At 66.8% G+C, this 18,095-nt stretch carries 14 protein-coding genes and 2 pseudogenes; 11 read left to right on the top strand and 5 right to left on the bottom strand.

All coding sequences use genetic code 11. The features are described 5' to 3' along the window. Positions 1 to 16 precede the first annotated feature (16 nt). The 10 genes and pseudogenes from ACFY30_RS18120 to ACFY30_RS18075 all read left to right on the top strand — a co-directional run. Positions 17 to 1,093, top strand: a complete 1,077-nt coding sequence (locus ACFY30_RS18120; RefSeq protein ID WP_390846164.1) for a sugar ABC transporter substrate-binding protein — start codon at positions 17 to 19, stop codon at positions 1,091 to 1,093. Further along, positions 1,090 to 2,625, top strand: a complete 1,536-nt coding sequence (locus tag ACFY30_RS18115; RefSeq protein WP_390846163.1) for a sugar ABC transporter ATP-binding protein — start codon at positions 1,090 to 1,092, stop codon at positions 2,623 to 2,625. Before ACFY30_RS18120 ends, ACFY30_RS18115 begins: the two co-directional genes overlap by 4 nt. Next, positions 2,622 to 3,602 (top strand): ABC transporter permease, encoded by a 981-nt coding sequence (locus tag ACFY30_RS18110; RefSeq protein ID WP_390846162.1) that lies wholly within the window; start codon positions 2,622 to 2,624, stop codon positions 3,600 to 3,602. Before ACFY30_RS18115 ends, ACFY30_RS18110 begins: the two co-directional genes overlap by 4 nt. Beyond that, positions 3,599 to 4,642, top strand: a complete 1,044-nt coding sequence (locus ACFY30_RS18105; protein WP_390846161.1) for an ABC transporter permease — start codon at positions 3,599 to 3,601, stop codon at positions 4,640 to 4,642. The genes ACFY30_RS18110 and ACFY30_RS18105 overlap by 4 nt, the downstream gene beginning before the upstream one ends. Then, the gene (locus ACFY30_RS18100) at positions 4,639 to 5,502 is read left to right on the top strand and encodes an SMP-30/gluconolactonase/LRE family protein (protein ID WP_390846160.1); all 864 of its coding nucleotides are present in this window, start codon (positions 4,639 to 4,641) and stop codon (positions 5,500 to 5,502) included. The genes ACFY30_RS18105 and ACFY30_RS18100 overlap by 4 nt, the downstream gene beginning before the upstream one ends. A 67-nt stretch (positions 5,503 to 5,569) precedes the next feature. Then, a complete protein-coding gene (fabG, locus tag ACFY30_RS18095) occupies positions 5,570 to 6,328 on the top strand; it encodes a 3-oxoacyl-ACP reductase FabG (RefSeq protein WP_390846159.1) in 759 nt (252 codons plus the stop codon). Next, positions 6,322 to 7,974, top strand: a complete 1,653-nt coding sequence (locus ACFY30_RS18090) for a long-chain fatty acid--CoA ligase (protein WP_390846158.1) — start codon at positions 6,322 to 6,324, stop codon at positions 7,972 to 7,974. The genes fabG and ACFY30_RS18090 overlap by 7 nt, the downstream gene beginning before the upstream one ends. Positions 7,975 to 8,003: 29 nt before the next feature. Beyond that, positions 8,004 to 9,182 carry a thiolase family protein gene (locus ACFY30_RS18085; protein ID WP_390846157.1) on the top strand — a complete coding sequence of 393 codons (1,179 nt, stop codon included), beginning with the start codon at positions 8,004 to 8,006 and terminating at the stop codon, positions 9,180 to 9,182. A 168-nt stretch (positions 9,183 to 9,350) separates the two neighbouring features. After that, positions 9,351 to 9,878, top strand: coding sequence for an ATP-binding protein (locus ACFY30_RS18080; RefSeq protein WP_390846156.1), 528 nt, complete (start codon positions 9,351 to 9,353; stop codon positions 9,876 to 9,878). 160 nt (positions 9,879 to 10,038) lie between these two features. After that, positions 10,039 to 10,302, top strand: a pseudogene (locus ACFY30_RS18075) (ATP-binding protein); the annotation flags it as partial. A 457-nt stretch (positions 10,303 to 10,759) separates the two neighbouring features. Here ACFY30_RS18075 and ACFY30_RS18070 read toward each other — a convergent pair. The 3 genes and pseudogenes from ACFY30_RS18070 to ACFY30_RS18060 form a co-directional block, all read right to left on the bottom strand. Further along, positions 10,760 to 11,147 (bottom strand): annotated as a pseudogene (locus tag ACFY30_RS18070) (IS5/IS1182 family transposase); the annotation flags it as partial. A gap of 10 nt (positions 11,148 to 11,157) precedes the next feature. Next, a complete protein-coding gene (locus ACFY30_RS18065; protein WP_390846155.1) occupies positions 11,158 to 13,461 on the bottom strand; it encodes an NACHT domain-containing protein in 2,304 nt (767 codons plus the stop codon). A 437-nt stretch (positions 13,462 to 13,898) separates the two neighbouring features. Then, positions 13,899 to 14,770, bottom strand: a protein-coding gene (locus tag ACFY30_RS18060; protein ID WP_390846154.1) for an IS5 family transposase whose coding sequence is annotated in 2 segments (ribosomal slippage) — positions 13,899 to 14,413 and positions 14,413 to 14,770 — 873 coding nt in all. Because the reading frame shifts where the segments join, the coding sequence is not laid out codon by codon here. An 822-nt stretch (positions 14,771 to 15,592) separates the two neighbouring features. Between ACFY30_RS18060 and ACFY30_RS18055 the strand changes: the two genes are divergently transcribed. Then, entirely contained in the window at positions 15,593 to 15,982 is a 390-nt protein-coding gene (locus ACFY30_RS18055) for a hypothetical protein (protein WP_390846153.1), read from the top strand. Between the two features lie 185 nt (positions 15,983 to 16,167). On the opposite strand, the gene ACFY30_RS18050 is transcribed toward ACFY30_RS18055, so the two are convergent. Both ACFY30_RS18050 and ACFY30_RS18045 read right to left on the bottom strand, forming a co-directional pair. Further along, positions 16,168 to 16,491: a hypothetical protein gene (locus ACFY30_RS18050; RefSeq protein ID WP_390846152.1), complete on the bottom strand. Its 324-nt coding sequence runs from the start codon at positions 16,489 to 16,491 to the stop codon at positions 16,168 to 16,170. A gap of 541 nt (positions 16,492 to 17,032) precedes the next feature. Continuing rightward, on the bottom strand, positions 17,033 to 17,524 hold the full coding sequence (locus ACFY30_RS18045; RefSeq protein WP_390846151.1) for a hypothetical protein: 492 nt from the start codon (positions 17,522 to 17,524) through the stop codon (positions 17,033 to 17,035). Positions 17,525 to 18,095: the final 571 nt, after the last annotated feature.

Below are 18,095 nucleotides of genomic sequence, written 5' to 3'. Positions count from 1 at the left end.
TGCCTGCGAGGAACCCATGAAGCCTGAAACACGCCTGGCCACAGGCGGGAAGACCACCCTCAGAAAGACCGGCCGCCAGCGGGTCAACAAGATCGCTCTGGCTGGATCTCTGGTTGCCATGGCGGCACTGGCCGCCGGTTGCACCGGCTCATCGTCAACAGCCGCCGGATCGTCGGGCACGGGCAACAGAGGCAGCGCCTCGGGGAAGACCGTCCACTTCATCGGCTACGGCAACACCAACCAGTGGGCTGCGTACTACAACAGCGTCTTCGAGAAAAGACTCAAGGCCGCCGACGTCAAGCTCAAGGACCTGACCACCATGGACGCGGGGACAGCGGTCCAGAACTTCAACCAGGCGATCGCGGACAAGCCCGACCTCATCGTGACCGCACTGCTCGACACGAAGTCGATGGCGGTTCCGATCGCCAAGGCGAAGCAGGCCGGTGTGCCGGTGCTGGTCTTCGACGGCCGCCCCGATCCGAAGGTCGACGGTGACGTGCTTCAGGTCTTGAGCGACAACGTCGCACTCGGCAAGGCCGCTGCCGAGAACATCATCGAGGGCCTCAAGGCACAAGGGCGCAAGTCCGGCAACGTGGTCGTTGTCACCGGCACCGCTTCCTCGCTGGTGACCCAGGACCGTATGAAGGGCTTCAACGCCGAGATGGCGACCGCTCCCGGCTACAAGGTGATCGAGACCCAGGACGGCAACTGGGACCCCACGCTGTCGGGCCAGATCGCGACCCAGCTGCTGGCGAAGCACAGCTGCGACGGGATCCAGGCTGCCTACGGTATGGCGGACTACATGGCACTCCCGATCATCGCCTCGGCCAAGCAGGCGGGCTGCGAGGTCGGTGGGAAGAAGGGCCTGGTCGTCACCAGCAGCAACTGCTTCAAGGCCGGCATCGAAGCGATCAAGCAGGGCACCCTCTACGGCACGGCGACCGAGGATCCGGGCACGATCGCGAACCAGACGGCGGACTACGTCCTGAAGTACCTCAGCGGCAAGAACCCTCCGCGGAAGCAGACCGTCAAGGAAGAGCGGATCACCGCCGCCAACGTCGACAAGTACGCCGCACAGTGCAGCCACGCATGAGCACCCAGCCTTACGACTCTCCGGCCGGCCCTCCGCTGGTGAGCCTCACCGGCCTGCGCAAGACCTACGGCGACACGGTGGCAGTCCACGGCGCGGACCTCACGCTTCGGGCAGGTGAGGTCCACGCCCTGTGCGGGCACAACGGCGCAGGCAAGAGCACGGTCGTCAAGATGCTCTCGGGGCAGGAGAGCCCCGAGGCCGGCACCATCAGCATCGAAGGCGAGGTCGTCGAGCTGCGCGACAGGGGCAGCGCTCAGCTGGCAGGCATAGCGCTGGTCGACCAGGAGCTCAGCGTCGTGCCCGCCCTGACGGTCGCCGAGAATCTCTTCCTCGGCGACCGCAGCGCCGGATGGGTTTACCGGCGCCGGCAGGAACGAGCTCGCGCTCGCGACATGCTCGACGAGATGGGGCTCGTGCACGTGCACCCCGACCAGCCACTGCGCTCGCTGGGGCTCGGCGAGCGACAGCTGGTCGAAATCGCCAGGGCCATGGGCCAGCGTGCCCGCGTGGTCATCCTCGACGAGCCGACCGCGACGCTGAGCGATGTCGAGAGTGAGCGGGTCTATGCCGCCGTACGCCGCGTAGCCGCCGCCGGCTGCTCCGTGCTCTTCGTCTCCCACAGGCTCGGCGAGGTGCTTCAGCTGTGCGACCGAGTGACGGTCATGCGCGACGGCCGCGTCGTGACCGTGGCCGACACAGCGAAACTCACCGTCCAGAGCTTGATCAGGCACATCCTCGGCGAGACGCCGGAGAGCAGTCTCAAGCGGCCGGCGGACGTCGGCGAGGTGGCTCTGCAACTCCACGCGATCGCTGTGCCCGGACGGTTCGGGAGCCTGTCCCTCGACGCTCGTGCCGGGACTGTCTACGCCCTGGCCGGCCAGGTGGGCTCAGGTGCTTCCGAGGTGTTGCGCGGCATAGCCGGTCTTGAGCCGGCGATGCGCGGGCGCGTCAGCGTCGGCGGACAGCATCTGACCGCCGGCGATCCCGTTGCGGCATCGAGCGGCGGCATCGCGTTCGCCTCCAACGACCGCAAGTCAGAGGGCCTGTTCCTGCGCCGCCCCGTCGGCACGAACCTCATGGCCACGAGGATCCCGGCCTTCACGCGAGCCGGCGCGGTCCGTAGCAGGGCGTGGCGGACATGCGAGCGCCGCCTTGCGGCGTCCTGCGGACTGCAGGAGCGCCTGGGGGTCGCGGTCGGTGACCTCAGCGGTGGCAACCAGCAGAAGGTCTTCGTCGCACGGGCGCTGGGACGCCCGGACGTGAAGGTGCTGCTCCTGGACGAACCCACCCGCGGCGTGGACGTGGGCGGGCGGGCGGCCATCCACCGGCTCGTCCGCCAAGCCGCGGCCGACGGGATGACGGTCCTGTTCGCGTCCACCGAGCTCGACGAGCTCGTCGAGCTCGCCGACGTCGTCGTCACGTTCCACAAGGGCGAGGTCGTCGCCCGGCACGACAGCGTGGCCTCCGGGGACGCGCTGCTCTTCGAGATGACTCACGGTACCGCCGTGCACGAGGTGGGAGGCGCCCGGTGAACACTGTGCAGACACCCCTGGACACCGCGGCCACAGCCAGTGGTGGCACCCGGCGCGCGGTCGCCTGGAGCGATGCTGTCGCCGCCCTCGCCCTCGTCGCCCTGCTGGTACTGGGCGCGGCGACGGACCGCTTCTACACCTTCGACAACCTCCGCGCGGTCTTCACCTCTGCCAGCCTCGTCGGCATCGCTGCTCTCGGGCTGACCCTCATCGTGATCGCCGGGACGTCGGTCTCCCTCGCGATCTCCGAGACCGCCTCGGTGTGCGCCATGGTGTTCCTCGTGACCCAGTCGTGGGGTCTGGTTCCCTCACTGCTGGCCACGCTCGCCGCCGGCGCGGCCATCACCGCGCTGCAAGGCCTGGCAGTCGGGTACGGCGAGGCCAACCCCATCGTCCTGAGCATCGCTGCCGGCTTCGCTCTGGTCGGTGTGGCGACCTGGGTCACCGGAGGAACCTCGGTTGCTCCTCAGGGCGCGGGTTACATCCACCTCAATGCGACGCCGGGCGGCATCGCGCTGAGTGTCTACGTACTGGTGGCCTTCACCGTCCTGCTCGAGCTCCTGCTCCGCCGGTCAGGCTTCGGCAGGACCCTCTATCTCACGGGTGAGAACCGGCGCGCGGCCACTGCGGCCGGCCTTGCCGTCGGACGCACCATCACCATCGCCTGGCTTCTGGCCGGCGCCCTGTTCGCGGTAGCGGCCTCCTTCAGCGGCGCTTTCAATACCACCGCGAACGTCAACCTCGGAGGCACCCTGACGTTCGACGCGATCGCCGCTGTCCTCGTCGGCGGGACCCCGATCGCCGGAGGAAGCGGCTCAGCGGTTCGCACACTGTGCGGAGCTGTGCTGATCGCTGCCCTCTCCGACATCCTGCTGCTGCGCGGCTACAGCACCGGGGCACAGGTCCTGGTCAAGGGACTGATCGTGCTCGCCATCGTGGTCGTGGTCCACCTCCGGTCCCGCAAAGGAGCCCGATGATGTCCCAAACCCGTTTCTTCCGGGCCTTCCTGAGTAGACCTCAGCGCCTGCTGCCGACCAGCGCACTGGGCATCGTCTTGCTGGCCTACCTGGCACTGCCCCTCTATTCGGGCGAGCCGCTACTGGCCTTCGACACGTTCAACGCACTGCAGTTCTTCGCCCGCCTCGCCCCACTGGTGCTGGGCCTGGGGCTCACGATGTTCGCCGGAGAGTTCGACCTCTCGATCGTCGGTACGTACGCCCTGGGTGGCATGCTCGCGGTGCAGTACGGCGGCGCCCACTGGGTCAGCGGCATGGCTGTCGCCCTCACGGCCGGCGCAGTGATCGGCGCTGTCCAAGGCACCATCGTCGCCCGGTTCAACATCCCCTCGATGCCGGTCACCCTGGGGACCTACATCGCACTCCTTGGCCTGACCAAGGCGATCTCCGGCGGGCTGAGCAAGACCTACGACAACATCTCGGTGACACTGTGGGTCGACAGGCAGATCGCCGTGGTCTTTTCGCCCCGAAGCCTGCTCGTGCTCGGTGCCTTCGCGGTCGTCGGCTTGATCCTCGGCTGCTCACGCTGGGGACGAGAAATCCGCGCCATCGGATCGGACCGCCGCGCCAGCCGGGCCTCCGGGGTACGCGCCGACCGCCTGCTCATCGGCCTGTTCGCCACCTCGGGTGTGCTGGCCGCGGCCTCCGGCGCCTTGCTCAACTTCAGCCTGGGCGCGGCCAACCCCGATCCTGGAACCCAGCCGCTGATCCTGGCCGCCGTCGGCGCGCTGCTCGGCGGGGTCTCACTGGCCGGCGGACGCGGCAGTGTCGCCGGCCTCCTGGCCGGGGCACTGACGGTGTCCCTGCTCGCCCAGATCGTCACCGCTGCCGGCCTGCAGAGCTACCTCGCCCAGCTCTTCTACGCCGCATTGCTGCTCCTCATCGTCGCCGTCGAAGCGCCAGGTCTGCACCGGGCCTGGACCCGATTTTCCGTCAGGCTGCACTCACGCCGCTCAGCGGACCTCGCCAGGCCGATCGACTCGAGAAAGGTCGCATCGTGAGCACACCCACCCGGCTCTATTCGGGCTTCCGCTTTCCCGAAGGAGGCCGCTGGCATGACGGCCGACTCTGGTTCTCCGACATGCACACCGGAGAGATCTTCCGCGTGGATCCGGACGGCGACCAGCTGCCGGAAGTCGTCACCCGCATCGACGACCAGCCCTCCGGCCTCGGCTGGCTGGCTGACGGATCACTGCTGATCAGCTCGATGCTGCGCCGGGTCGTGCTCAAGCACGCCCCGGACGGCAGCCAGAGCGTCCACGCCGATCTGTCCGCGATGACGGACGCGCCCATCAACGACATGGTGGTCGACGAGTCCGGCACCGCCTACCTCGGAGGCTTCGGCTACGACCTGTACGCCGGCGCGCCGCAGGAAAACGGCCCCGTCTTCGCGATCCCGCCAACGGGGGAGGCACGCGTGGCGGACTCCGACATGGTCTTCCCCAACGGCGCGGTGATCCTCCCCGGCACCAGGACTCTGGTAGTGGCCGAGACCTGGGCGGCACGTCTGACTGCCTTCGACATCGGCGAGGACGGCGAGTTGAGCGGGAAGCGTCTGTGGGCCCCGCTACCCGCCGGCTCCACGCCCGACGGCCTGTGCGTCGATGCCGAGGGCGGTGTGTGGGTCTCATGCATCGTGAACGGTCGCTTCATCCGCGTCCTGGCCGGCGGCGAGGTCACCGATGTCGTCGACGTGCCAGGCCGTTGCGCGACTGACTGCGTACTCGGCGGCCACGACGGGCGCAGCCTCTATCTGCTCACCTCCAACAGCTGGCAGCCCGCGGACACCGAGGAGCGGCAGGGCTGGATCGAGACCGTCCGCGTCGACGTCCCCGGCCCCCAGCAGCCCTCATACCCCTGATCACTCCCCGACTGCCTGTCGATCCGTGCCGTACTCCGGGAGTATCCGTTGACCGAAAGAGACACCCATGCCTGACCAGTCCCGCGTCGCGATCGTGACCGGAGCCGCCCGCGGTATCGGGGCAGCTGTTGCCCGACGCCTCGCCAATGACGGCCACCGCGTAGCCGTGGTCGACCTCGATGCCGCCTCCTGCGCACCGGTTGTCGACGCCATCGTCGCTGTCGGCGGCTCCGCCATCGGGCTGGGAGCCGACATCAGCGAAGAGGCGGCTGTCGACGCGGCGGTCGAGGAGTGTGCCGAGAGGCTCGGTGCACCCACGATCCTGATCAACAACGCCGGCATCACCCGCGACAACCTCTTGTTCAAAATGACCACCGCGGACTGGGACAGCGTCATGAGTGTCCACCTCCGTGGAAGTTTCCTGATGAGCCGGGCGGTACAGCGCTGGATGGTCCAGGAGCGATGGGGACGGATCGTTTCCATGTCGAGCACCTCGGCCCTCGGCAACCGCGGTCAGGCCAATTACGCGGCGGCCAAGGCCGGTCTGCAGGGCTTCACCAAGACCCTCGCCATTGAGCTCGGGCCTTTCGGGATCACCGTCAACGCGATCGCCCCCGGCTTCATCGCCACCGACATGCTCGAGGCCACCGCAGCACGCATGGGCAAGTCGTACGACGAACTGCTCGCCGAGTTCGCCGGTGACATCCCGGTCGGCCGCACGGGCACGGTCGAGGACATCGCCGCGGCAGCGTCCTTCTTCGTCAAGGACGAGGCATCGTTCACCACCGGTCAGACCCTTTATGTCGCGGGTGGTCCCCGATGCTGAGCCCAGACGACAACATCGGCCTCAGCGACATCATGACGGGACTCATGCAGCCGCGCCCACTGACCATCGCACACATCCTGGAACGCGCCGAGCTGCTCTACTCCCACAAGCTCGTCGTCAGCGCCGGCACCGAGCAACTCACCTACGCCGATGTCACCGACCATGCTCGGCGCCTCGCCACTGCGCTGGAAAAGCTCGAAGTGCCCCGCGGCGCCCGGGTCGCAACCTTCGCGAGCAACAACCGGCGCCATCTCGAGCTCTATCTCGCAGTGCCGGCCACCAAGCGGGTCCTGCACACCATCAACATCCGGCTCAGCGCGGAACACATCGAGTTCATTGTCAACCATGCCGGGGACGACGTGATCTTCGTCGACCGGGCGCTCCTGCCACGGATCTGGCCCAGCGTCGAACGGATGCCAAGGGTGCGGCACTGGGTCGTACTCCCGGACGGCAGCGACGTCGCGATCCCCTCAGATCCGCGAATCTGTGACTACGACGAACTGATCTCCAGTGCTGCTGCCTTCTCGGGGTCGTTCGAGCAGGCCTTCACGCTCGCAGACGAGCACCTCGCCTCAGGCCTGTGCTACACCTCCGGTACCACAGGACCGCCCAAGGGCGTTCTCTACAGCCACCGTTCGACGGTCCTGCACTGCCTGGGCATCCTCGCGGCCGGCTTCATCGGCCTGAGCGAGAACGACGTCGTCATGCCGATCGTGCCGATGTTCCACGCCAACGCCTGGGGTCTGCCCTACGGCGCAATGATGGCCGGGGCCTCGCTCGTGCTGCCAGGACTGTCAGCTGAACCCAGGCATCTGCTCCAGCTCATGGAGACCGAACGGGTGAGCATCGCCGCAGCAGTGCCCACCGTATGGACCAGCCTGACTCCCGAGCTCTCGGCTCACGACCTGAGCGCCGTGCGGTTCCTACTGGGCGGCGGCTCCGCAGTCCCGGACTCGCTGTCAGAGGCATATCGCACTGCCGTCGGCGTGCCCATCACACACTCATGGGGCATGACCGAGGTCAGCCCCGTCGGCGCCATCGGCGGCACTCGCAGCCAGCACCGGCCGCTCAGCGCCAAGGAACAAACCGCTGTGCGCGCCGCCCAGGGCCAGCCGCTCCCACTGGTGAACATGCGGCTCCTGGACATCGAGACCGGCAAAGAGCTGCCCCGCGACGGCCACTCCGTCGGCGAGCTGCAGGTCGCCGGCCCCTGGGTGGCACATGGCTACTTCCGTCTCGAGGCAGACGACAGCTTCACCGACGACGGATGGTTGCGCACCGGCGATCTGGCCACCATCGATGCCGACGGCTACCTCCGGCTCGTGGACCGGATCAAGGATCTGATCAAGTCCGGAGGCGAGTGGATCTCCTCGGTCGAGCTCGAGACCGCGATCGCCTCCCACCCCGACGTCGTCGAAGTCGCTGTGATCGCCCGACCGGACCCGCGCTGGACGGAGAGACCTGTCGCCTACGTCGCCCTGTGCGAGGGCAGCGCCACCAGCGCTGAGGACCTGCTGCAGCACATTTCTCCCATGGTGGCGAAGTGGTGGCTTCCCGACGAGTTCGTCTTCATGACCACCCTGCCAAAAACCGGCACGGGCAAGCTGTCGAAGACTGCCCTTCGAGCCTCGACCCGCATCGCATGAATCGGATCCGTCCCCGGAAAGGAGGCGCCATGCAGAACGAGCGGATCGTCATCCTCGATGGCGCACGCACGCCCATCGGAAGTTTCGGCGGTGCCCTGAGCCCAGTCCCCGCCCACGAGCTCGGAGCAACGGCCGCTCGCGAGGCGCTGCGTCGCAGCGGCGTCGATCCCGCCGAGGTCGACGAGGTCGTCATGGGCTGCGTCGGCCAGGTCGGCGCCGACACGTTCAACGCCCGCCGTGTCGCCATGGCCGCCGGCCTGCCCGTTCACGTGCCGGCGTACACAGTCAACCGACTGTGCGGCTCGGGCTTGCAGGCAGTGTGGTCGGCTGCAATGCAGTTGCGCTGCGGCGACGCCGAGATCGCGCTCGCGGGCGGGGATGAGTCGATGTCTCGTATGCCGTTCTACGACTTCGGCGCCCGCAGCGGCTACCGGCTGAGCCACCGCGAACTCGCAGACGGCACGCTCATGATGCTGACCGACCCTTTTCACGACATCCCCATGGGAATCACCGCCGAAAACGTCGCCGAGAAGTACCACGTGTCCCGGCAGGAGCAAGACGAGTTCGCCGTCGAGTCGCAGCGTCGATGCTCCTTGGCCTCTACGGCCGGCATCTTCGCCGACGAGATCGTTCCGGTCGAGATCGCAGGCCGCAGGACACAGATCGTCAACCAGGACGAGCACCCCCGGCCCGGAACGTCTCTCGAGACCCTGCAAGCACTCCGGCCGGCCTTCCGTACCGGCGGCACCGTCACTGCGGGCAATTCTTCAGGCATCAACGACGGTGCCGCCGCGCTGGTCGTCGCCCGCGAAACTGCGGCGATCACACGCGGCATACGCCCCCTGGTCGCACTGGAAGCCGTCGCGACTGCGGCACTGGAACCCGAACTGATGGGCTACGCGCCTGTACTGGCGCTGCGCAAGCTATTCGAGAAAACCGGCACAGCACCCTCCGACATCGACGTATTCGAGGTCAACGAGGCCTTCGCAGCGCAAGCTGTCGCCTGCATCCGCGACGCGAAGCTGGACCCAGGACGGGTCAACCCCCACGGCGGTGCGATCGCGCTCGGTCATCCGGTCGGCGCCACCGGTGCGATCTTGACTTTGCGGATTGCGCAGGATCTGGTTCGCCGCGACCTCGAGCTCGGCGTCGTCACACTGTGCATCGGCGGCGGGCAAGCCCTTGCCGCTATGTTGCGCCGGTTGTAACAGGCCAACGCCCCAGACCAGTGACTCCTGCTGGGCTGCGATTACCGCCACACGACGTCGGCCACCAGTTTCGTGACTACCCACAAGGCACCGGTGGCCGGTGTCAGCACTTGTTCCATACGTTCCCGCACAACGCAAACCAGCACACCACGCCAGGAGTGGCCCATCATGAATGCTTCGGCCGAAGAGCGAAGGCCCACGACGCTTGACCCTCCCACCACCGTCGAACACGTCTTCGTGCTGCTGCCCACGCCCGAGGCCGTTCGATCGATGCGCCACCGCGCGCGCACGATCCTCGAAGCGGAGGACCTGCCCGAGGACACCGTCCATGACGCGCTCCTGGTGATTTCCGAACTCACCACGAACGCTCTCTGCCACGCACTGCCGCCCGCCTATCTCCGCTTGTCTGTTCCGGTCGCTGATGGGTGCCGAATCGTGCGGATCGAGGTCACCGACTCGGGCCTGGCCTGTCGTCCCCACCTTTCCTTGGGCCACAAGGACCCTGAGGAACATGGCCGCGGCCTGGAAATCGTCAACGCCCTTTCCACGCGGTGCGGCAGCCGCGCCCACCGCAGTGGGAGCGTGCGGTGGGCCGAGCTGACAGCACCGCCAGACTCGCCCGCTGCAGGAGCTCCTTCCGGCCCGATCGCAGGGATTAGGCCAAGGCTGTTGCTCCTGCCATCGTGGGGTGTCTGAGCACAGAGTGCGCAAGTGCGTGTCCCGACATCGTGCTCCGGGCGAGAGCTCGATCCAGCCGCGACGCGCGTGCGGTGTACTGTCGACAGTGTGGAGTACACGGCGTGGTGCGATGCCTGCGGCGTGAGGTTCCCGAACTTCGGAGCAACCCGGATCTCGGCTGGAGGGCCTCGGCTTCATCGCCGAATTGGTGGTGAGTGAACTGGTCACCAACGCCATCCGTTATGGCCGGCCCCCCCATCCGCCTGCGTCTCAGCCGCGATCGCTCCCTCCTGTGCGAGGTGTCCGACGCCGGTAGCACCACATCCACCTGCGCCGGGCTCGCGCGTTCGACGAGGGCGGACGCGGCCTGCACCTCGTCGCCCAGCTCGCCGAGCGTGGGGGAACGCGCCATGCACAGCAGGGGAGGACGGTCTGGGCAGAAGCACGCCGGACCCTCGGGGACTGGAGTCCGTCCCATAGCTGGCACCCGGCAGCTGAGCTTGAGGATGGGCCTGCGCGCCGACAAACAGTGGATCGGTCACCCGGTCATGGTGCCTGCGCGGCAAGCAGGGGGAACACCAGCTGTTCTGATGATTTCATCCTTTTCTCTGCGTAAGTCTGACGCAGAATTCCATCAAGCTTGAGTGTTCCATCACTACGACGTGGTTGTGTAGGCGTCGCCCGTTTGCGCACCGGGTGAGGCCCAAGCTGGCACCGTCCTGCTCCCGCTTTCTTACGGCCCCCTTCGGAGGGCTCCGCATGCCCATGAGCACGGAGATTCCCAGCTACCAGCCCGATCTGTATTCGACCTCGGCCATCCGCGACACCTAGGGACTTTCGTTTGGATCAGCGGGCGGACCACAGGAAGAGGCCCGAGATGTGAAGTCCGGCCAGGTAGATTTCTCGTAGCGGGTGGCGATGTCGCGCCGCTTCTTGAGGCGGTTGATGCACCGTTCGACAGTGTTGCGCGCTGCTTGTAGACCTAGCGGTCGAACAATGGCGGCCTGCCGCCCTGGCTGTCTCGACGCAGTCGGTGGCCACGCTGGTCTGTCGGGACTGCGCGGGAGGAGCAGGCCTTGACCGCCAGGATCACATCCGGCCTGGTGCGAGGGCGTCCTCACTGCCGGGGCACGCGCAGGCGGGCCAGACGTCGGTGAAGGCCGGTGCCTCGCCTGCCTCCCCGGCGGTGATAGCGAACGCGAGAGGTCGGCAGCGGGCATCGGCGACCAGGTGGATCTTAGTCGTCAGCCCGCCTCGGGACCGGCCGATGGCGTGGTCGCCGGGTTCGCCGGACGGCTTACCGACTGAATTTCTTCCCGACGTCTGCGGCTAGGAAAGTGAGCCCTGGGTTAACCCAGTGGACCTCAGCTGTGCAGTGTTCACTGTCGCGACGGAGCAGGGTGACCGACACGGGGGCGTTTTCGTAGTCCACCCTGCGGGACAGCGTCGCTTGGCTTGCCAGCGTTGAGTTGAGCGATGAGTGGTCCACCGTAAAGGGGGCGATCTTGAGGTTTCCTATGGCTATCGAGACCTCAACGGAGGATTTGGGGCACTTTGTAATGAACATGCTTCCTGCGACCGCTATTACTGTGACCCCATGCGTGTGGGGCTGCAGGATTGTCTGTTGCGAGGAGCCCGGAGGAAGGGTCCACGTCCAATCGGGTAGCTGGGGGCCGCAGGGGCTGTTCCCGCATTGCATGGGGGGTGAATCCTCGACGATGTGGGGCTTGGTACCCGATGTATAGCTGAATGTATTGATATTGTTCAAGAGGGTGACCATGAGGACCAAGACCAGCCCCAGTGCCGCTCCGGTGAATTGAGCCAGGGATGGGATGGTGGGAAGGAACCGTTTGTGCCAGCCGCTGATTCGATCCGTAGAGAATGAGATCTTCGGCAGCGAGGATTTTTTCGCCCAACGAGGATCAGGTGCGGTACTACTCAGATAGGTTTGCAGTCGAGCGTGCCGGAACTGGTGCACAGCGCCGGTCTCGCGCAGGACGCCGAGTCGGTGGGCATCATCGAGGAACCTCATCAGCCGCCAAGGCAGCCGCCCGGTGAGCTTGTACCATGCACCGGATACCTGGTACGAGCCCCATGCGGAGCCAAGGAGCGTCGCCAACCCGATGCCGACGCCGACGATGGAGCCGTAGTGCCAGGCGCTCCGGGGGCCCGCTTCCAGGCTGCTGACCAAGGCGCACATCACTGCTACCGCAGCGATGCTGAAGAGGACAAGAGAAGAGAACACGCTCAGGGCCGCATATCGGCGGAGGGTTTCCCTTGGACGGTGCGGCACCTCCGTTACGTACACCTGCCGCAGCTTCTTGCGTACGGCGGTGTGTACGAAGAAACCCATCAGGGCCATAAATGCGGCGCAGGCGACCCCGAGCTGCGGGCCAAAGATTGCGTTGAACAGCCAACCCCAGACGCACCCGTACACGATGGCGGAAAGAAGCGAAGATGCATAGGAGTTGATCTGCCACCACTCGAAGGCGAACGTTCTATTGGCGTGCATCTGCCGGGCGATGGTTGTGAGCCAGCGTTTCGCGTGCGAAGCATCGTATCGGGTGGACGGATCCTCCCTGTAGACGGCCGGTAGGAACTGCCCGAGAAGGTGGTCCTCGATAGAAGTGCGTCCACTGAAGCGGTTCTTGTTGAGCAGCTCGCCCGGGTCCATCGTGTGGGGCGCATAGGCTGTTCGCGTGAGGGCCAGCATGAGTGGGGTTGATAACGCCTGACTCAGTGCCGAATCGGGTGCAGTGCGCAGGCACTCGAAGACCTTAGCCCACCGGCCGAGGTCGCTTTCCACGCGACTGCGCCTCAAAAAATCGATTGCGACGTCGCCTTTGACGCTTTCGATTTCCACAACGGCGGCCCGGGTGAGGTACCAGCCAGTCCGTGCCACGACGCGCTCATACTCATCGGAGCGGCAGGTCGCCACGAGGGGCACACCGTCGGAGACGGCCTCGTCGATGGCCTCGATGGCCCGCGCGTGAAGCGCCTCGGGCAGTTCGTCCAAGCCGTCCAACACGGGAATCACCCGGCCAGTGCTGATCATCTGCGCCGCCACGTCCCGGCCGAATCTCGCTACTCCGGGGGCGAGTTCGGTGATCTGCCGGGCCATCCAGGAAGACAGGCCGACGGTCGGCCGCCAGGACGACAGCGCCAGCAGCACGGGAATCGGCTCGCACGGTTCGCGTGAACGCAGCAGGTCTCGGGCGAGAAGCAGCGCCAAGACGCTCTTGCCGGAGCCTGGCTCGCCGAGGACCAGCAGTTGGCGCCGGGGCAAGCGGCGCAGGAGTGCCGTGATCTCGGTAATGTTGCCGTTGAGCTTCAGTACCTCGGTCGCCAGTACCTCGGACGGCGGCTGGACCGAGCGCGCTGTCGATGACCAGCGTACGTGAATCGGCTCGGGCTGCTCCAGCCGACGCCGGGCGATCTCGGCTTGGAGACGAGATCGCGTACTTTCGGCCAGCAGCTGCTGCGCGTAGTCCATCTTCGCGCTTGGCGGCTCCGCGACCTGAATCTGGACCAGGTCCCCCGCGATGGTGGTGTTTTCGACCGTCTGGTGCCAACCCTTCCGCCAAGACCAATCTCTCCGCATGATGGAGATGATGCTGCTTTATGCGTCCGCCCGGCAGCCGGTTGGCCTATGTTCGAGCAAGCAGTGCCGAGAGGGTTGGACGGAATGGGGGCTCGATGGCAAAGCGGAGTACACGTGCGATCGCCGCGGGAGGAACTGTTGTGGTCGCGGCGGCAGTCGCTGTGTCGGTGGGGGTGTTGTCGGAACATTGGGGATCTGCGGTCTGGTGGTCCGGGGTGATCGTCTTGGTCGTTCTGGGCGCCGGATTGCAGGCTTGGTTGACCTTCGCGGATTCGGAGCGGGGCAGCCAGTACGTCGGGCGCACCCAGGTCGGGGGCTCGGTCAAGCAGACGTCGCCCGTCATTGGAGTACAGAGGGTGACCCGTTCCACGATCGAAAAAAACCTGACCCAGAAACAAAACGGCCAAACTCCGGACGCCTAGGGGCTTTCGTTTGGATCAGCGGGAGGACCACAGGAAGATGCCCGCTATGTGGAGTCCGGCCAGGTAGATCGTGGCTGTCTTCTCGTAGCGGGTGGCGATCCCGCGCCACTGCTTGAGGCGGTTGATGCACCGCTCGACAGTGTTGCGCTGCTTGTAGGCCTCGCGGTCGAAGGCCGGCGGCCTGCCGCCTCGGCTGCCTCGACGCAGCCGGTGACCACGCTGATCTGCCGGGACCGGGATCACCGCCCGGATGCCACGCTTGCGCAGGTGGCTGCGGATCGCGCGGGAGGAATACGCCTTGTCCGCCAGGACCACGTCCGGCCTGGTGCGAGGACGTCCGCGCTGCCGGGGAACGCGCAGACGGTCCATGACGTCGGTGAAGGCCGGTGCATCGCCTGCTTGTCCCGCCGTGAGAACGAACGCGAGAGGACGGCAGCGGGCATCGGCGGCCAGGTGGATCTTGGTCGTCAGCCCACCCCGGGACCGGCCGATGGCGTGGTCGCCGGGTTCGCCGGCCGGGGCCCCCTTTTGCGGGCCCCGGCCGCGTGCTGGTGAGCTCGCACGATCGTGGAATCGACGGACACCGCCCAGTCAAGGTCCTCATCGGCATCGGCCTGCGCCATCAGCGCGGTGAACACCCGCTCCCAGGTGCCGTCGACAGCCCACATCCGCAGCCGGTTATAGACCCCCCGCCAGTTTCCGTACTTCTCCGGCAGGTGAACCCACTGCGTTCCGGTCTGAAACTTGAACGCGATCGCATCGATCACCTCACGATGATCCCGCCAGCGACCACCCCGCTTCGGCGTCCGGCCCGGAAGCAACGGCTCAATCCGCGCCCACTGCGCATCTGATAACGGCACACCCAGACCAACGACCGACTGATCCAAACGAAACTGCCTAGCCGCACCACGCTGAGCTGCGTGAACTTGGCCCCGTAGTTCGCCTGAGCAAGCACAAGCGACCAGGCCCTGATCACACAGGTTCTCCCCGATGCCGAGAGCCGGGCCAAGGGTCTCGGCATCATGAACATCGGCTCGGTCGTTCCCCCTGCAATCGCTCCGCTGATCGCCGGCGTGGTCATCAGCTCGGATCGCGGCTGCCCGCTCCTGTTCGCCCTCGTAGGCGCGGCCGCAGCCGTCGGAGCGCTCCTTGTGTACCGCATCCGTTCCGTCCGCTAGATGCGCGGAAGGCCTCACGCCGATCTCACCGGGGAAGCAAGAGGACGTGGCACCTGCGCGGACGCCTGGACCGAATCGACGTTTCGGCAACGGGTACCTGCAATGAGTTCTGGGTGACTGACCCAGCCTTCCCTGATGGCTCAACCGACAGGTGGTAACAGAGTGAACAGAAAACGCGCGAGCAGCGAAGCTACCCCACCTCAATCGCCAACAAGCGCGAACGGTCACAGGAAGACACCCCCTTGCGTATGTGCGCACACAACCCGTGCGCTGACCTGTCCCGGACGGGGCCGGGACGGCATCGTGGCCGAGCCAGCTCCGACAGCATCGCGCGCTGCTCCGCGGCTCGCCAAGTATCGAGGTGGGCACCACCCGGCACCACACCGTGCGGTTCGTTCGTCTCCGCGAGGATTTGGGTCCGGCCGAGCCGGGGCCGTCCGGGTGAACAGGGCGGTGTCACCAGCGCCCTGACCGGAGCCCGGACGCTACAAGGAGGGGGAACCGGCGCGGGAAGGAACGGGCGGAGGGCCGATGGCGACATGGCAGGACGAGCCGGCCGCCCGGGAATGGCGCCAGGCCGTGGACACGGCTGACCGTGTCCACGGCCCAGGCGTCCCCCCGGGCGAGCTGCCGGGCTACCTCCAGGGCTGCGACGCGATCTCCGAGGCCGTGCGGCTGCTGGCCGACCCCACCGTGCCCGGGGCGCTGACCGCGGCCCGGTCGGCCATCCGGCGCGCATTGCGGGTGATGCCGCAGTCCGGGCCTGACCAACTGTGCTACGAGCAGCGCTGGCGCGGACGCCACCGATGGGACGGTCCGCTGCAGGTGTGCGACCGGCCGACCTGCGGCCGTTGCCTACCACTGGAGGCCGCAGCGGAAGTTGAGGCGGCGCGCGCTCACGGTTCTGCTGCGGCAAAATAATCGCTGCCGGCTGCTGGACCCCGGCGGTGTAGTGCCCCGCTTGACAGGACCGCAGGGCTCGGGCGGCCCCGGCACTCTGCGCCCTGGGTGGGGAGCCGCCCCTCCACCTACGCCTGGTCGCAGTGCATAGGTGCGCTGTATGAGGGGCGTCGACCGATGAACCCTCCCATCAGCTTTCCGTGAGCTCAGAATCTGTGTGGCCAGAAGAACGAGTCAGGGATGCGAACGGCGGGCGGCCTGCGGGGCGTGACGACACCGATGGCGTCTTCGGCGGCCCGCACGGCCTGTTCGTGGCTGCCGCTGCCGAGGTGATGAGCAGCGCAGTTTCTGCAGTCGCCGGTCCGGGCGTGCCCGGGACCATCGCTGAGACCGCGTACATGGGCGAAGGCGTGTTCGGGGAAGTCGGCCCGCACCGTGTGCCAGGTGCCGCGTTGCTCTTCTGCGGTGAGGCCCGCGGCCACTTCCGGGTGCATCGGCGCGTACACCTGGCCGTCGTGCTCGCGGAGCATGAAGACGCGGTCGATGTAGTCGACGGTGTCCCCCTTCGGCTGCTCTGCATCGAGCCAGGCCAGGGCATCACGGCGGCTCCCGGGCCCCCAGAGGTAGTCCGCAGGGAACTGTGCGGTCTCGAACTGGGCTCGAACGCCGACCAGTACCCGTCCTCGTACCGGCTTCCGGGGCCAGAAGCGCTGCGGATCAGGATGTAGTGGTATCCGTCGGCATCGGCATCCCCGCGCAGGGCATCGGCATGGGCCATCTGGACGCTCCCCTCGTCGTTCCAGGCCATGACGACGATGTCGCGTTCCACCGGGGCGGGGTACAGGCGCCCGCCAGGGGTCGGGTGTCCCCACAACTGATTGATGAACTCTGCAAAATCATGCAGGGTTCGTGCCGCCTCCACGGGCATCGTGCGGTGGTAACCCGTCGGGTGGGCCACAGCATCGCGCAGCTTCGACTTCGCATGCTCGATGCCACGCGTGCGCTGACCACGCAGCAGACCGGCTGCCCGCGCCCAGGTCCGCAGCCCGGCCAGCATGCCGTTGAAGTCGATCAGCGTGGTGCCGACTTCAACCGCCACTGCGGCGAAGGCTGCTGCCGTGGTCTCCGCCGGCTCCTCCTGCCCACCTTCTTCACCGCGGCGAACACGTCGTCGTAGGTGCGCACGTCCTCGACTACTGGCGACTGCAAACCGTTGGCGTCCTCGAACGTGACCGTCCCGGCGCACCACTGGACGAACCGCTCGCGCAGTGCCTGCTCCATCACCAGCAGGGCGCGATCGTCGACCACGGTGAAGACGTCGTAGTCAAGCAGACCGTAGGCGAAGAGCCGCTGGAGCCGATCGAACTCCCGGCGCGTTCCCTCCGCCACGTCCGAAGCAAACTCGCAGTCCGCGACCAGCCGTTGCAGGAACTCGGCTGCTTTCTCGGCCGGCATTGCAGGGCCCAGTCCGAACGGGCTGAAGCAAAGCCCTGTCCTGTCCGGCGACTGCAGCTCCTCCAGCGAGCGGATCTCTGCCCCGGGTACGACCTCCTGTGTGGGCAACCCACCAGAATGCACGAGGAGTTCACCTTGTGCCATTGCTTTTGGTGATGCCGGATGAGGGTGGCGATTCGAAGTCCGCCTGCCCCCGCGGTGTCCGTCTGTGCGCTCGCTGCGTGGTCGGGCGGGCGGCTGTATGCCAGCCGTCGGCGGGGCGGGTGGAGGCGAACGGCCAGGAGCGTGTCCTTCGCACATGGACGGCCCGAGGCGAGACCGCAACCGAGAAGAAAGGAGAGGGCGACGTGCTGGTCAAGGGCGCCGTGCCCCATAGCAAGCGACATGGGATCCATGAACGTGGTACACACATTCGATAATCTTGTGGAGATGCAGAGAGCGGCCGACGAGGCGCACGGCCAGTACGGGAGCTGAAGGACACCTACGGTCGGCCCACGTCTCAACCGTGGTCGCCGGAGCAGACCGAGGCGTATGAGAAGGCCTGGCAGGGCTGGTGGAACTCGGCCGACGAGGTTCAGGCTGCCGTCACCAAGCATGCCGGGGATGAAGGCAAGCCCCGCTACGACGTCGAGGCCGCCGTACGGGCCAAGGCCGCCACCCGCAACCCGCGCCGGCGGAG

This window comes from Streptomyces sp. NPDC000345, from assembly GCF_042898825.1.
Classification (GTDB): domain Bacteria; phylum Actinomycetota; class Actinomycetes; order Streptomycetales; family Streptomycetaceae; genus Streptomyces.
The sequence above is the reverse complement of the archived record's forward strand: the minus strand, read 5'-3'. Positions and strand labels throughout refer to the sequence as shown.